The 15,000-nt window shown below is 35.5% G+C and carries 10 protein-coding genes and 1 pseudogene; 7 read left to right on the top strand and 4 right to left on the bottom strand.

The window, feature by feature from the left end; genetic code table 11:
• Positions 1–43: 43 nt before the first annotated feature.
• Both HMPREF2810_RS14520 and HMPREF2810_RS14525 read right to left on the bottom strand, forming a co-directional pair.
• On the bottom strand, positions 44–1,822 hold the full coding sequence (locus HMPREF2810_RS14520; protein WP_002374418.1) for an ABC transporter ATP-binding protein: 1,779 nt from the start codon (positions 1,820–1,822) through the stop codon (positions 44–46).
• 52 nt (positions 1,823–1,874) lie between these two features.
• Positions 1,875–3,602 (bottom strand): ABC transporter ATP-binding protein, encoded by a 1,728-nt coding sequence (locus HMPREF2810_RS14525; protein WP_010777823.1) that lies wholly within the window; start codon positions 3,600–3,602, stop codon positions 1,875–1,877.
• Between the two features lie 66 nt (positions 3,603–3,668).
• Between HMPREF2810_RS14525 and HMPREF2810_RS14530 the strand changes: the two genes are divergently transcribed.
• Positions 3,669–4,484: a MerR family transcriptional regulator gene (locus tag HMPREF2810_RS14530; RefSeq protein WP_002384281.1), complete on the top strand. Its 816-nt coding sequence runs from the start codon at positions 3,669–3,671 to the stop codon at positions 4,482–4,484.
• A 63-nt stretch (positions 4,485–4,547) separates the two neighbouring features.
• Here HMPREF2810_RS14530 and HMPREF2810_RS14535 read toward each other — a convergent pair whose 3' ends face one another.
• Positions 4,548–5,135 carry a CPBP family intramembrane glutamic endopeptidase gene (locus HMPREF2810_RS14535; RefSeq protein ID WP_002400588.1) on the bottom strand — a complete coding sequence of 196 codons (588 nt, stop codon included), beginning with the start codon at positions 5,133–5,135 and terminating at the stop codon, positions 4,548–4,550.
• 351 nt (positions 5,136–5,486) lie between these two features.
• Here HMPREF2810_RS14535 and HMPREF2810_RS14540 point away from each other — a divergent pair, with 351 nt between their 5' ends.
• The 6 genes and pseudogenes from HMPREF2810_RS14540 to HMPREF2810_RS14565 all read left to right on the top strand — a co-directional run bounded on the left by HMPREF2810_RS14540 (position 5,487) and on the right by HMPREF2810_RS14565 (position 12,750).
• Positions 5,487–6,443: an ABC transporter permease gene (locus HMPREF2810_RS14540; protein ID WP_002356852.1), complete on the top strand. Its 957-nt coding sequence runs from the start codon at positions 5,487–5,489 to the stop codon at positions 6,441–6,443.
• Positions 6,444–6,454: 11 nt separating this feature from the next.
• Positions 6,455–7,378, top strand: a complete 924-nt coding sequence (locus HMPREF2810_RS14545) for a carbohydrate ABC transporter permease (RefSeq protein ID WP_002384283.1) — start codon at positions 6,455–6,457, stop codon at positions 7,376–7,378.
• A 23-nt stretch (positions 7,379–7,401) separates the two neighbouring features.
• Positions 7,402–8,868 (top strand): ABC transporter substrate-binding protein, encoded by a 1,467-nt coding sequence (locus HMPREF2810_RS14550; protein WP_002384284.1) that lies wholly within the window; start codon positions 7,402–7,404, stop codon positions 8,866–8,868.
• A gap of 70 nt (positions 8,869–8,938) precedes the next feature.
• A complete protein-coding gene (locus HMPREF2810_RS14555; RefSeq protein WP_002362905.1) occupies positions 8,939–9,574 on the top strand; it encodes a YesL family protein in 636 nt (211 codons plus the stop codon).
• Positions 9,528–11,257: pseudogene (locus HMPREF2810_RS16280) on the top strand (sensor histidine kinase). Before HMPREF2810_RS14555 ends, HMPREF2810_RS16280 begins: the two are co-directional and overlap by 47 nt.
• Positions 11,258–11,268: 11 nt before the next feature.
• Positions 11,269–12,750 carry a response regulator transcription factor gene (locus HMPREF2810_RS14565; RefSeq protein WP_048942180.1) on the top strand — a complete coding sequence of 494 codons (1,482 nt, stop codon included), beginning with the start codon at positions 11,269–11,271 and terminating at the stop codon, positions 12,748–12,750.
• A gap of 40 nt (positions 12,751–12,790) precedes the next feature.
• Here HMPREF2810_RS14565 and HMPREF2810_RS14570 read toward each other — a convergent pair whose 3' ends face one another.
• The gene (locus HMPREF2810_RS14570; protein ID WP_002374433.1) at positions 12,791–14,932 is read right to left on the bottom strand and encodes a GH92 family glycosyl hydrolase; all 2,142 of its coding nucleotides are present in this window, start codon (positions 14,930–14,932) and stop codon (positions 12,791–12,793) included.
• Between the last annotated feature and the right edge of the window lie 68 nt (positions 14,933–15,000).

Raw genomic sequence — 15,000 nt, forward strand, 5'->3', positions numbered from 1 at the left:
AACTGGAACAAGTCAAAAGAAGAATGACTTGTTCCAGTTCTTTTTAAGTGGTTTGAAATTGACTATTATATAAGCTGGCGTAAAGAGTCGGAGCTTGTAATAGTTCCTGATGCGTTCCTTTTTCAATAATATCGCCATTTTTCATCACTAAAATTAAATCAGCATTTTCAATTGTGGATAATCGATGAGCGATAACGAAGCTTGTTCGATTTTCTGTGACAGTTTCCATCGCTTTTTGAATATGGGCTTCTGTTCGTGTGTCCACACTCGAAGTTGCTTCATCGAGAATAACAACGGGCGGATTTGCTAAAATGATTCGGGCGATGGTTAATAACTGTTGTTGCCCTTGTGATAATGCACCATTTTCGCTAGAAATAATTGTGTCATATCCTTGAGGAAGGGTCCGAATAAAATGATCACATTGAGCAATTTTAGCTGCTTCAATTATTTCTTCACGAGAAGCATCTTTTTTTCCATAGGCAATATTATCTGCTACGGTTCCTTCAAATAGCCAAGTGTTTTGTAAAACCATGCCAAATAAATTTCTTAGATTTTGTCGAGAAAGTTTCGTAATATCAATTCCATCAAAAGTAATGGCACCTTGATTTATTTCATAGAAACGCATTAATAAGTTGACTAATGTTGTTTTACCAGCGCCGGTGGGTCCTACAATGGCCACTGTTTTTTTCGGTTGAACAGAAAAATCAACATTCTTCATTAAAATTTTTTCTGGTGTGTAGCCAAATTGAACATTTTTAAATTCAATGGCTCCTTTAGGAGAAGAAATAGTTTCTAAATGAGTTGCTTCTGGCTGTTCATCAGCTTCATCTAAGATAACAAAAATCCGATCAATGGAAGCCATCGCTGCTTGAATTGAGTTAATGACATAAGAAGCGGTAGAAATCGGCTCAGAAATTTGGTTGATATATTGCAAATACGCTTGCAAGAAACCAATCGTAATACCACCAGATAAAACGAGCATTGCGCCTAAGATAGCACTGATAATAAAAGCCAACTGATTAATAAAACGAATAGCTGGATAAATCGCAAAATTTAGAAACTGTGCTTTTTTAAAGGCACGATAATGTTGTTGATTAACAGCATCAATTGTTTTTTCAGCATTTTGCTGTTGATTAAAGGTTTTTGTGACCAAATTTCCTGCTAAATATTCTTCCATCTTATTATTTAATTGACCTAATTCAGCTTGACTTTGATCAGCAAACACCTTGTTTTTATTCGCAATTTTTGTCGTCATGAAAGTACTGCCGCCAATTAGCAGCAACACTAAAATGGTTAATTTTGCATCAATATAGAACAACATGATTCCTGCAAAAAGGATAGTCACGACGGAAGTGAAAAATTGGTTGATGCCTGTTAAAAGAACTTGTGACAATTGGTTTAAGCCAGTTGTTGAACGACTAATGATATCGCCCACTTGGTGATTGTCAAAGAAGGCCATTGGTAAAGTTTTAAACTTTTTTGTCACTTCTTTTCTAATTCTTAAAGTAACCCGTTCGCTTAAAGAAGCCATTGCTCGTTCCTGAATAAAAGAAGTGATACTACTAATGATTGAAAAGAGAATTAAAAGTAAGACGGGACCTAAGAGCGCTTCTTCAACTAAAGGAAGTGTCATACCTTTGAGCCCGACACGCTTGATAGCTTCTAAGAGGTTATCAATCCCGATTGCCATAATATAGGTCATGGCAACAATTAATAAGTTTCCAATTAAACTGCAGATCATTAGACCATAAAAGATTGGATGCTCAGGTTTAATCATTTTCCAGAAACGTTTAAAGCTTTGAAGATTCATTGTTTTTTTCATTGTATGGCTTGAAAAAAAAACTTTCTTTCAAGCAGTCACATCCTTTCTTTAATTACTTGGGTAAGATACCTTGCGATTTAGCAAAGTCTTGGTAATAGCTATTAGTGGTAAGTAAATCAGCGTGGGTGCCTTGACCAACAATCCTTCCTTCATCTAGGACGATAATGTTGTCAGCGTTCATGATTGTACTTAACCGTTGAGCAACAATGAGTAAAGTTTTGTCCGACATTTGTGCATGTAAAGCGGCACGTAGAGCGGCGTCAGTTTTGTAATCTAATGCGGAAAAGCTATCATCGAAAATATAAACGTCTGCCGGTTTGATTAAGGCTCGTGCAATACACATTCTTTGTTTTTGACCACCAGAATAGTTGGACCCGCCTTGTGCTACGAAACTTTCAATCCCTTGCGGTAAGGAATCGATAAATTCAGAAGATTGTGAAATTTCTAGTGCCGTTCTTATTTCTTCTGTAGTTGCTTTGGCATTTCCCATTAATAAGTTTGATAAGATTGTCCCACTGAAAAGAAAGGCTTTTTGTGGCACATAACTGATGACTTGGCGAATCGTTTGCTGAGATAATGAGCGGATATCTGTGCCAGAATAGCTAATCGTGCCGGCTGTGACATCATTTATTCGTAAAAGTAACTTAACTAAAGTACTTTTACCAGCGCCAGTTGCACCAACAATCGCCGTTGTTTTTCCTTTAGGAATAACAAAACTAACATTTTCTAAAACAGGATCAGCTGTTTCTGTGTATTGAAACGTGACGTGATCGAAGCAAATCAAGGCTTTCTCAGGATGATAAGCAATGGTTGCTTCAGTGTGAGGATCGCTAATTTCAATTTCTTCTGACAAAACTTCTTGCAAGCGATTCAAGGAAGCAACGGACCGTGGAATGACAACTAATACCATAGCCGCGATCATTAAGTAGGCCAAAGTTAGAAGGGTATATTCAATCACAGCTGTAACGGTGCCAATTTGTAGGGTGCCTATTGCAACTAAATTACCGCCAAACCACAAAATAGAGGCGTACACAACGCCCATTAATAAAAAGGCAACGGGAGTAATCCAAGCAAAGATTTGATTCACTTTACTCATGCGTTCAGCATAATTTTTAAATGTTTGATTGGTTCGCTGCTCTTCAAAGTCTTGATTATTGAACGCACGAATCATATTAATTCCAGTAAAGAACTCTCGTAAAGTCGTAGTAATTCGATCCATTTTTGGTTGAATTTTTAAAGATAAAGGGGTACCTTTTTTCATTAAAAAATAAACAACGACTAAGTAAAATACGATGGAAGCCAATGTTACCCAAGCGAGTGAAACTGAATAAGAAAATGTCATCACTAAGGCAAATAAACTAATAATAGGCGCTGGAAAGATTAATTGGCAAAATAGCACAATCATTGTTTGAACATTATCTACATCGTTGGTCATTCTAGTTAGCAAAGAATTTGAACCAAACTTATCAACATTTTTCATCGAGAATTGTTGAAATTTTTTAAAGAACAATCCTCTAACTTGAAAACCAAATTTAGCAGCTACTAAAGCAGACAAATAGCTAGAAATAATTGCGGCAATTGTTCCAATGAATGCCACAAGAAACATTTGTATGCCAATCGTTTTAATTACTTGTTGGTCACCGCTAACGATGCCCACATCAATCAACTTGCCAACTAATTTAGGGACGCCAAGGGTTCCTGCGATTTGCAAACAGATGGTTAAAGTTGTCGCAAGAACAATCCATTTATTTTCTTTAATAAACTCTTTCATTAATTTCATGAAATTTCCTCCTTAAACAATACCGTTTTAGCTGTTACAAAGAGTCATTGTACACGTTCAAGTAACTTGAATGTCAACAGTAGAAATGCTAAACTTTTTGATGGAGGGAACAGGATGGAAAAAAATTACACAATAAAAGATGTTTCTGAGTTGTTAAATATCCCTAAGTCCACGATTCGTTATTGGGACGAGCAAGGGTTGATTAGTACAACACGCAATGAAGAAAACGGATATCGAACCTTTGATTTAGAAGATTTGTTCAAAATATATGATATTGATTTTTATCGAAAAATGGGGATTCCTATCAAAGATATGTTGAATTTATATAAAAAGACACCTACCGATCTCTATGCCACCATGGAAGCAACAGAAGAACAACTGGGGCAAGAAATAAAAAGGCTTCAACATAAATACAAAGAAATCAAGAAAAGAAAATTACATTTACATGCGTTAATTGATTTAGAAACATTGGTTTTTTCAGATGAACCAATTCCTTTTGATAAAATTGTTGTTGTTGATATTGAGAATCCAGAAGAGATGAAAGTTTACATGGAACACATTTCAACTTTAGGTATTTACGGGGATTTAAGTGAATCCAATGAACTGACGTATGGGATTTGTTTGGCAAATCATGTGAATAAAAAAAGTTTAGATAAAGTGATTTGGCTCAAAGAATCAAGTAGCCAATACAAAGGCTTTATTTTAAAAGTCAATACACAAGATACCCGTTTGAATAATATCGAAGAAGTAAAAAAGCGTTTAGCAAAACAAGGATTTGAAACAGGCATCGTTGTCGGGGAACATATCTTGACACAACTAGAAGAGGAAAATCAATATATTGAATATTATTATGGTTGGATTGAAATTTTAGGGGAAAAGTGAAGTAATTGAAACAAAGAAGGAACTAGCAATAGCAAATGTAGCTAAGCTAGTTCCTTTTTTGATTTATAACAAGAAACCCAACATATTATTAACAATGTGAATAGCCATAACAAATACAAGCGAACGATTTGATTTTAAGTAAGCTGCAGATAATAAAATAGCTCCTGGCAGATAAATGAGAAAATCAAGGGGCTGTTGTGTGTGCATAAAGGTGAATAAAAAAATTGAAATCATAGTTGCACAGGCTATACCAATTGTTTCCGATAAACAATTCATTAATACTTGCCGAAAAACTAGTTCTTCAGCAATTGGCCCCACGATTGCTAAGAAAAATAGAGTAACAAGCAATGGGACTTGTGCACCAAATGAGAGAACATCTTGTTGATTAGCAATTAGATTATTACTCATGATTTTTTGAATAATAACATCGACTAAAAAAATCAGCCCCACCCATAAGAAAATGCTAAAAATACGCCAAAGAGTCTCTTCTTTAAAATAGTCGAACCCAGCAACGATTTCTTTCCAAAATAAAACTATTCCCACAATAGCAGTAATAGTTAAACCTGTTACGAGATTTGCAAAAGATGATTCTACTAAATTATTATCAAATAACAGTGAAATAGCTAATAATAATAAAGAACCAGCTTGCATTAAAACTGTGAAAAAATATACCACAATTAAACTAATTGCTCTAGTGTTTTTACGGATAAAATTCAAAAATAGTCCTCCTCAAAAATAATTAGATAATATCCTTTGTGAAAATAACAAGTTCTCAGCTTTTATACAACAAATACGCACAAGTGAAACCGCTTTATGAGTGGAATTTATCCAATTATTTTTAATGTTCTTAAGAGGTTATAAAAAAAATATTAGATAAACGTTTTCACAAAGAACAGTCATTTCGGTAAATTTTTACCTTAAAATGACACAAAATCTATAATTTGTTTCTCAAATCCTATAATTTGTTCCTTAAAAAGATATTATGAAAACGCTATTATATTTATGAAAGGAGCGAAACGAATGAAGAAGAAAAACGGGTTTTTTCAAAATGTATGGCGTTATAAGGCCTTAATCCTTATGGCGTTACCAGGATTTATCTGGTTTATATTTTTCTTCTATATACCAGTCTTAGCCAATGTGGTCGCATTTAAAGATTTTCATATTTCACCAGATGGTTTCTTAGCTAGTCTAAGAGAAAGTCCTTGGGTTGGTTTTGAAAACTTTAAATTTTTATTTGCGTCAAAAGATGCTTGGTTAATTACTAGAAACACCATTTTGTACAATGTCGTCTTTTTAGCCTTTAACTTATTCTTCGCGATTGCTTTTGCTATTATTATGAGTGAATTAAGAAATCGTCGCTTGGTTAAAGTTTATCACACGATGTCATTGCTACCATATTTCTTATCTTGGATGGTTATTAACTATTTTGTTTATGCCTTTTTAAGTCCAGATAAAGGGATTTTGAATCAATGGATTACTGGTAATGGCGGCACAATGATTAACTGGTATGCAGATCCACGTTGGTGGCCAGTAATTTTTGTCTTCCTAAATGTTTGGAAGAGTCTAGGCTACAACAGTATTATCTACTATGCTTCTGTGATGGGGATTGATCCGACATACTATGAAGCAGCGATGGTGGATGGTGCCAACAAATGGCAACAAATAAAAAATGTTACGATTCCACAAATTTTACCAATGATGTCTGTTTTATTAATTTTAAACATCGGCGGTATCTTCAGAGCAGACTTTGGTTTGTTCTACATCGTACCAAGAAACTCAGGTGCGCTTTACAACGTGACAAGTGTGTTAGATACCTATATTTACAATGGCTTAACGGCTACTGGTGATGTAGGCATGACGGCAGCTGCAGCGTTATATCAATCTGTCGTTGGGGCATGTTTGTTATTAATTGCGAATTTAGTTGTTCGTCGAATTGAACCAGATTCAGCACTATTTTAGGAGGAAGGATTATGAAAAAGAAAAAAGTCACTAGCGTTAACGTTCGATCCTTCAACCCGACAGCGAATTTGATTTTCAATATTGTCATTGCTATTTTTGCTATTTCCTGTGTGGTTCCGTTTTTCTTTGTTATTATGATTTCATTGACAAGTGAAGGATCATTAGCAGCAAACGGCTACCGGTTTTGGCCAAAAGAATTTTCATTGGAGGCCTATCGTTACATTTTCCAAGGGGCAATGAGTCAACGCATTATTCATGCCTTAGGGATAACGGTATTCATTACGGTGACAGGGACGATTGTCAATGCAACAATGACGTCATTATATGCCTATGTCATTTCTCGTTCCAACTTTCCATTTAAAAAATTCTTTACATTGTTTGCGTTAATTACAATGTTATTTTCACCAGGGATGGTTGCGAACTATTTAGTAATGACAAACTTATTGCAATTGAAAGATACAATTTGGGCGTTAATTTTGCCTTTAGCTTTAGGACCATTTAATATTTTAGTGATGCGAACGTTTTTCAAGAAAACCGTGCCTGACAGTATTATTGAATCGGCACGTATTGATGGCGCAAGTGAAATGCGCATTTTTGTCAGCATTGTGTTACCGCTAGCCGTTCCAGGGATTGCCACAATTAGTTTATTTGCGGCTTTGGGTTATTGGAACGATTGGTTCAATGCATTACTTTACATTCAAAAAGATACCTTGGTACCATTACAGTATTTATTGATGAAAATTCAAAACAACTTAGAGTTCTTATCGAGAAGTACGGATATGGGTGCAGCAGCACAAGAAGGCTTAGGCGTTCTACCAAGTGAATCGGCTCGAATGGCGATTGTTGTCTTATCTACGTTACCAATTGCGTTAACTTACCCATTCTTCCAAAAATATTTCGTGGGTGGTTTAACAATCGGCGGCGTGAAAGAATAAAATTGTACAGGAGGAAATAAGGAATGAAAAAATGGCAAAAAGGATTAGCCGTAGCTGGCGCAGCAGCTTTAGCTGTAGGACTAAGCGCGTGCGGTAAATCTTCAAAAGATGCAGCGTCAAAAGGTGATGATAGTACACCAACGTTATTAATGTATCGTGTTGGGGACAAACCAGATAATTATGACCAATTAATCGATAATGCGAATAAAATTATCGAGAAAAAAATTGGGGCAAAATTAAAAATGGAATTTGTTGGTTGGGGCGATTGGGACCAAAAAATGTCAACAATCGTTGCTTCTGGTGAAAGCTATGATATTTCATTAGCACAAAATTATGCAACGAATGCACAAAAAGGCGCCTATGCTGATTTAACTGATTTAGCACCTAAATATGCCAAAGAAGCCTATGATCAATTACCAGATAACTATATTAAAGGAAATACGATCAATGGAAAACTGTATGCGTTCCCAATTTTAGGTAACTCTTACGGTCAACAAGTTTTAACTTTTAATAAAGAATATGTCGATAAATACAATTTAGATATTAGTAAAGTCGATGGTAGTTATGAAAGTGCAACCGAAGTTCTAAAAGAATTCCATAAAAAAGAACCAAATATTGCTGCTTTTGCTATCGGCCAAACATTCTTTGCAACAGGTAATTATGACTTCCCTATTGGTAACCAATATCCATTTGCAGTGAAAACAACTGATACTGGCTCACCAAAAATTATTAACCAATATGCCGACAAAGACATGATTAATAATTTAAAAGTCTTACATCAATGGTATAAAGATGGCTTGATTCCAACAGATGCTGCTACAAGTACAACACCATATGACTTAAATACCAATACTTGGTTCATGCGTCAAGAAACACAAGGACCTATGGATTATGGTGATACAATCTTAACACAAGCTGCTGGCAAACCACTTGTTTCTCGTCCACTAACAGAACCATTAAAAACAACAGCTCAAGCGCAAATGGCTAACTATGTTGTTGCAAATACGTCTAAAAACAAAGAAAAATCTGTTGAATTGCTAGGCTTATTAAACAGCAATCCAGAATTGCTAAACGGACTTGTTTATGGTGAAGAAGGCAAACAATATGAAAAAGTTGGCGATGATCGTGTGAAATTATTGAAAGATTACACACCAACAACTCATTTGAGTGCTTGGAACACAGGAAACAACTTAATCATTTGGCCAGAAGAATCTGTCACTGAAGACATGGTTAAAGAACGTGATAAGAGCATCGAAGAAGCAAAAGATTCACCAATTCTTGGTTTTACTTTTGTAAATGATAAAGTGAAAACTGAAATCACTAACGTTGCTACAGTTATGAACCGCTACGCAGCAAGCTTAAATACAGGAACTGTTGATCCAGAAGAAACACTTCCAAAATTAATGGATGACCTAAAAACAGCTGGCTGGGATAAAGTTCAAAAAGAAATGCAAACACAATTAGACGAATATATCCAATCTCAAAAATAATCACAGGAGGCTGAGGCATTAGCTGAGCGCTTTTGGCTCAGCCTTTTACATAATAGAAAGGAAGAGGAAGATGGAAAGTACAGGGATTCAGCGGTTGTTTTACCTTTCCTGGACAGTAATCAAACTAAATTTACTGTTTGTTTTATTTAGTTTAGCTGGAGGGATTATTTTTGGTGTTGGTCCAGCACTCCAAATGATGACTGATTTCATTTTGGAAGAGGGCATGAATTATCAAGCAATCACCGTTAAACGAGCATTTGAATCATGGAAAGCACATTTTAAAAGAAGTAACTGTTATTTTCTACTTTTTCTCTTCACTTTAGGATTTGTTTTTTATAATATTTATTTAGCCGTTCAATTTACCGGAATAATGTGGTTAATTATTACATTTATTTTATTTTTTGTTTCCCTAATACTCGTTATTTTTTACATTTATATGCTACTATATGAAGGAAGCTATTTTATCTCAACTATTGATTTAATGAAGCTTTCATTTATCAGTATCTTTTTAAACCTCGGTGTATTTTTTAAAGTCTTATTCGGTGTAATTAGTATCGTTGCTTTAACTTGGAAAATGAAAGGACTGCTACTATTTGCTTCGTTTGCCTTAATTATGATGTGGTGCGCCTATGTCACACGTAAAAATCGCCAGTTTATTGATGGAAAGTTGGAACAAAATGAAGCGAATCTTCAAAAAACTGTTTAAAAAAAAATATTTATTAAATCGATTAGTACAAAAATACAGTCTACTGTTAACAAGTATTATTTTGTTAACGGTGGCTGCTTTGTGCGTTTATGTTACTTATACAATTAACTTATCAATTGATTCACAAAAAAATAACGCCGTTTCCCAAATTGACAGCTATGTAACGAATAAAAATAATGCGGCGACGAATATGATTAATGAATTAGCTGGCTCTGCAAGTAAAATTGAAAACATGCGAAAATATATGGAACTTTCTCCTCCTGAGTATTTTGACTATACTTACAGCCAATGGTCGGAAGATCGGGTCAGTACCCACTTTGGAAATAATTTAAGTACATTATTTAGCACCTTTCCTGACTTAGAAGAAGTGATTATTCGCTTAGATGAATTTGATCAGGTTTTGTTCGCCAATCGCACAGCTACAAATGGGAAAAAAATGGATATGTCATCAATTAAAAAACATGGCTTTCAACTAATGCGAATTATCTCCGATCCTTATACAGGACAACCGCTGGGAGAGTTGTACACTGTGTTTTCAAGTCAAGAGTTGCTAGGCAACCAAGCAGACTTATTGAAAAAATCAGGTATTAATGCGTTTATCTATGATAGTGCTGGGAATCAAATTTTTTCTGAAAAAGCACAATTTACCAAAGAAGAAGAGCGGCAACTAGATAAAAGAATGCACACCGATAGTGACATTCAACAAGTTTTTCATAATCGCTACGATATTACGGAAATAGAAAGCAGTGGCCGGAGTACCATTCTCTTATTAACAAGCCGCCGAGTCTTATTTCAACAATTGTTTATGAATTATGCGGCCATTTTAGGGATTGGGTTACTTTTGATTGTTATTTTATTAGTGGGCTTAAACCGCCTATTTAAACGCTATTCTCAACAAGTCCAATTAATTTTAGAAGCGACAGAGCCATTGGCGATGGCAATTTAAAAGAACGAATTGACACGAATCAAGTTCAGGAAGAGTTGAATGATATTGCTTCCGCGATTAATTTTATGGTAGACAGTTTAGATCAATACATTCACGATATTTATACTTTAGAAATTAAGCAACGTGATGCCCACATGAGAGCGTTACAGTCGCAAATTAATCCTCATTTTCTTTATAATACGTTGGAATATATTCGTATGTATGCCTTGAGTCGGCAACAAGAAGAACTAGCTGATGTTGTCTATGCTTTTTCAACGCTACTTAGGAATAATATTAACCAAGAAAAAACCACGACCTTGGCAGAGGAAATCTCATTTTGCGAAAAATATGTGTATTTGTATCAAATGCGTTATCCCGATCAATTTGCCTATAAGTTCGAAATAGAAGAAACAATTGCTGATGTTGAAATTCCTAAGTTTATCATTCAGCCGCTTGTCGAAAATTATTTTGTGCATGGTATTGACTATCAACGACAAGACAATGCTATTAAGGTCCACGCCTACCGAGAAGGCGAAAAAATTATTGTGGCTGTTGTGGATAATGGAAAAGGAATCACCGCCAATCGGTTAGAGGAAATTCGCGAACGTTTAAATCAAACAGAAATAGAAACGGAACAATCCATTGGATTAAGAAATGTTCATGAACGTTTACAACGCTTTTTTGGGGAGAGTTATGGTTTAACCATTGAAGGGAAAGAAGGAGAAGGGACGACAATTCGTCTTTCGTTTGTAGCATAAGGGGTGAAAAGATGTATCGAGTGATGTTTGTTGATGATGAATATATGATTTTAGAAGGCTTAAAATGGATTATTCCTTGGCAAGAGTTAGGCTTTGAAATTGTTAAAACAGCGCGTAGTGCGCAAGAAGCATTGGCTTTTTTAGAAACAGAATCCATTGATGTTTTATTAACAGATATTACGATGCCGGAAATGAGTGGGATCGAATTAATTGAGCAAGCAAAGAAAAAAGGACATCAATTTATTAGTTTAATTTTATCAGGTTATCAAGAGTTTGATTACGTCAAAAAAGGCATGGCTTTGCAGGTCCAAGATTATCTTTTGAAACCAGTCAATAAGCAAGAACTATTAGCCAATATCCAGAGAATTAAAACAGAATTGGACCAACAAAAAAAATCCCATGCCCGCGTGCGTCTATATCTAGAAAATGGCTTGATGCGTTGGCTTAATGATGAAATCAGCGAAGGGGAATACGAAGAGTTAATGCAGCAATTTACGACTATAAAACCAGGTGATTTTACCGTTTTATTGGTTGAAGCTGAGATGCCATTTTTAGAAACAATCAAGGAACTATTTATGAAAAAAGGTCAACTGTTATTCATTGAAAGTTGGATGAGTACGTACCACCAATTGTTACTTATCTATAAAGGGGCTAGACAAGAAGCGTTCTTATTTATTCGTGAAATTGAAGCGATTCTAGCTGGTCAAGGTCAGATTTTTGTAGGGGAATCTGTCAATGAATGGGAAACGGTTTATGAAAGTTATGAGAAAGTAAAACAGTTGCAAGCAATTGAAACGTTCTATCAAGAATTTCTGCCAAATAATCAAAAAGAACAAATGAATCGTTCGGCAGAAGATTTTACTTTTCTAGCGTTTAACCAAGCCTTGATGATTGGGGATATGCAGACCATTCAACGGGAATTAGATGCCATTTTCAATCAGTTAAGTCAACAACACGCTACGCCAGAATATGTACGCTATGTAGTCTTTTTACTTTTTTCAGATATTTCCCGTCAGTATCCAACTGTGTTAGAAGAAAACTATGAAAAAATCGTGGAAGAAATTCGAGCTAGCAACAATCTTAATACATTGTATGCGTTAATGCAGCAAGTCTTGGCAGAAGTGAAAAATAAACCTAAAATAAAAAAATATTCAGAAAGTGTTAGCCAAGCTGTAGAAAGAATTGAACAAGGCTATTTAGAAGAATTAAACTTAAAAACGGTGGCGGATGAGCTTCATTTGAATCCTAGTTATTTAGGCCAAATTTTCAAAAAAGAAACCAAGCGGAGTTTTTCTCAATATTTGAATCAAGTGCCTACCAAGCATGCCCAGAAATTATTATTGTACACGGATGATACAATCAACGAAATTTCAGAAAAAGTAGGATTTAACAATACCAACTATTTTTCAAAAATGTTTAAAAAATTAAATGGAATTACCCCAAAAGAATTTCGAGAGCAATACCAATCAAATTACGCAGGTGTCGAAGAATAAAAAGAAAGATGTTCAATTTTTATGAACATCTTTCTTTTTATTATTTTTCTGTACTTAATGAAAACGGTCGTTCTGCTGTGTTTTGTGGATTCGGGACAATCCCTAATTGATAATCTAAAGTCCCGCCGTTTAATAGTTCTTGATGAGTAAAATAAGGCGCAGTATGTTTTTCTTGGTTTAACTGAATTTCATGAATAAATTGTTGTTGGACTTTGTTTGGTGATGTTTGAATGGTTAATTGTTTACCATTTGATAGTTTTACTTCCGCCGTCTGGACTAAAGGCATCCCGATTACATATTCACCAGTTCCTGGTGTGACGGGATAAAAGCCTAAGCTATTAAAAATATACCAAGCAGACATGCTACCATTGTCTTCATCACCTGGATAGCCAGTTGGTGAAGCATCAAATGTTTGCATTAGTTGTTTTAAAAGTGGTTGAGCCATCTCTGGTTTGCCGATGTAGCTGAATAGAAACGGATAATGGAAACTTGGTTGATTTGAGATGGCTAATTGACCAAAATCAATTGCCGCCATTTCACTCATTTCATGAATTTCAAAACCATAGCCTTCAACGTTAAAGTTAGGCGCTTGATTGCAGAGCTGAATTAATTTTTTTTCGAAAGCTAACTCGCTACCATATAGCTTAATCAAACCTGCAAAATCTTGATAAACCGCAAAACTTGATTGCCAAGCACTTCCTTCGGCGTAATCTTTGCCCCAACGAATATCTAAAAAGTCAGGACGGAAATTGCCTTCAGTATCCTTTGCTTGCATAAAGCCAGTTTCAGGATTAAAAAGTTGTTGATAATTCAAGGCTTGTTGACGATAAAACGTTGCGGTCTCTGAATCATTCAATGTTTTTGCAACTTGCGAAATACAGAAATCGCTGTACGCATAGTCTAAGGTATGATTGACAGATTCATGATAGGTTGAAGGAACATAGCCATATTTTAGATAATCCAGAGTTCCTTGACGTCCATAATTTTCTCGTTCGCTTTGTTGTGTGGCGCCTTTTTTCATCGCTTCTAGGAACTGAGGCATCAAGTCAGGACGAATCTTTTTCACGGCGGCATCAGCAATGACAGCGTCAATCAAGGTGCCGGGCATTAAACCACGCTCATCTGGCGATAACCATTTTGGCAAGAAACCTGTTTCGTTGTAACTATTTAAAAAGCCTTCTAGCATCTCTTCGTATTTTTCTTGAGCAATTAGCGAGAACAATGGGTAGACCGTTTTATAAGTATCCCAAAAGCCATTATTGGTATATAGTACACCAGGACGAACCGTTTGCGAGAACGTATCATAATGAATCGGCTGCTGATTTTCGTCCAATTCATAAAAGGTTTGCGGAAATAGGAATGTTCGATACAGTGTATGATAAAACGTTTTAGTATGTTCAGGGTTTTCATGCGTTACTTTAAGGCGATCGAAATAATTATGCCAATCTGCGATTCCTTGTTGCAGCATCTCAGTAGAACGCAAAGAGATTTCTCGCGCTAAATTTAACTGCGCTTGTTTTTCAGAAATAAATGAACTACTAAAATGAACAACTTGTTGAGCAATATTTCCAAAAGAAAGAAGGATTTTGCCATCTTCACCTGAAGAAGGGGCAAACCATTTGGTTAAAGGCTGTTCAAAATGAAGCACAAAATAAAAACTAAAATCTGGATCTTCACAACCAGAATAGTTGATGACTTTTACAGCCACTTGATGGTCATCTAATTGTTTTACTTGATAACGTCCAGGCAGAGTTAGTAGTAAGTGATTATCTTTTTGTTGATAATCAATGGTTAAGATACCCCCATACATGCTTGGGATTAATTGAGAAGTTATTTGATAGCGTAATTGAGTTAAGTTAATTTCAACAGGAGAAAAAAGGCTTTCTTCTGGACGATAAGAACTTTGGGCATGGAATAAAGAAAGTTCCGACAATGAACCACTGACAGGGGTCATTAATAAATGACTAAAATCACCCATCCAAGGACTTGGTTGATGCGTTACTCGATAGCCTTGAAATGTTCGATCTTCTGGATGAAACCACCAGCTGCCTTTTTGGTCAGTTGTTTGCGGGGCGTAAAAGTTCATCCCAAATGGCACGCCAGTATAGGGTAGACAATTTCCGTTTGAAAAACTATGTTGGTTGGCAGTTCCGTGTCGCGTATCAATCGCTTGAATATTCATGAAAGTAGCTCCTTTGTTTTAAATGATATATCATATAGGCTGATTATAGCACAAAAAACAAGAAATGA

Source organism: Enterococcus sp. HMSC078F03 (genome assembly GCF_001811595.1).
Lineage (GTDB): Bacteria > Bacillota > Bacilli > Lactobacillales > Enterococcaceae > Enterococcus > Enterococcus faecalis.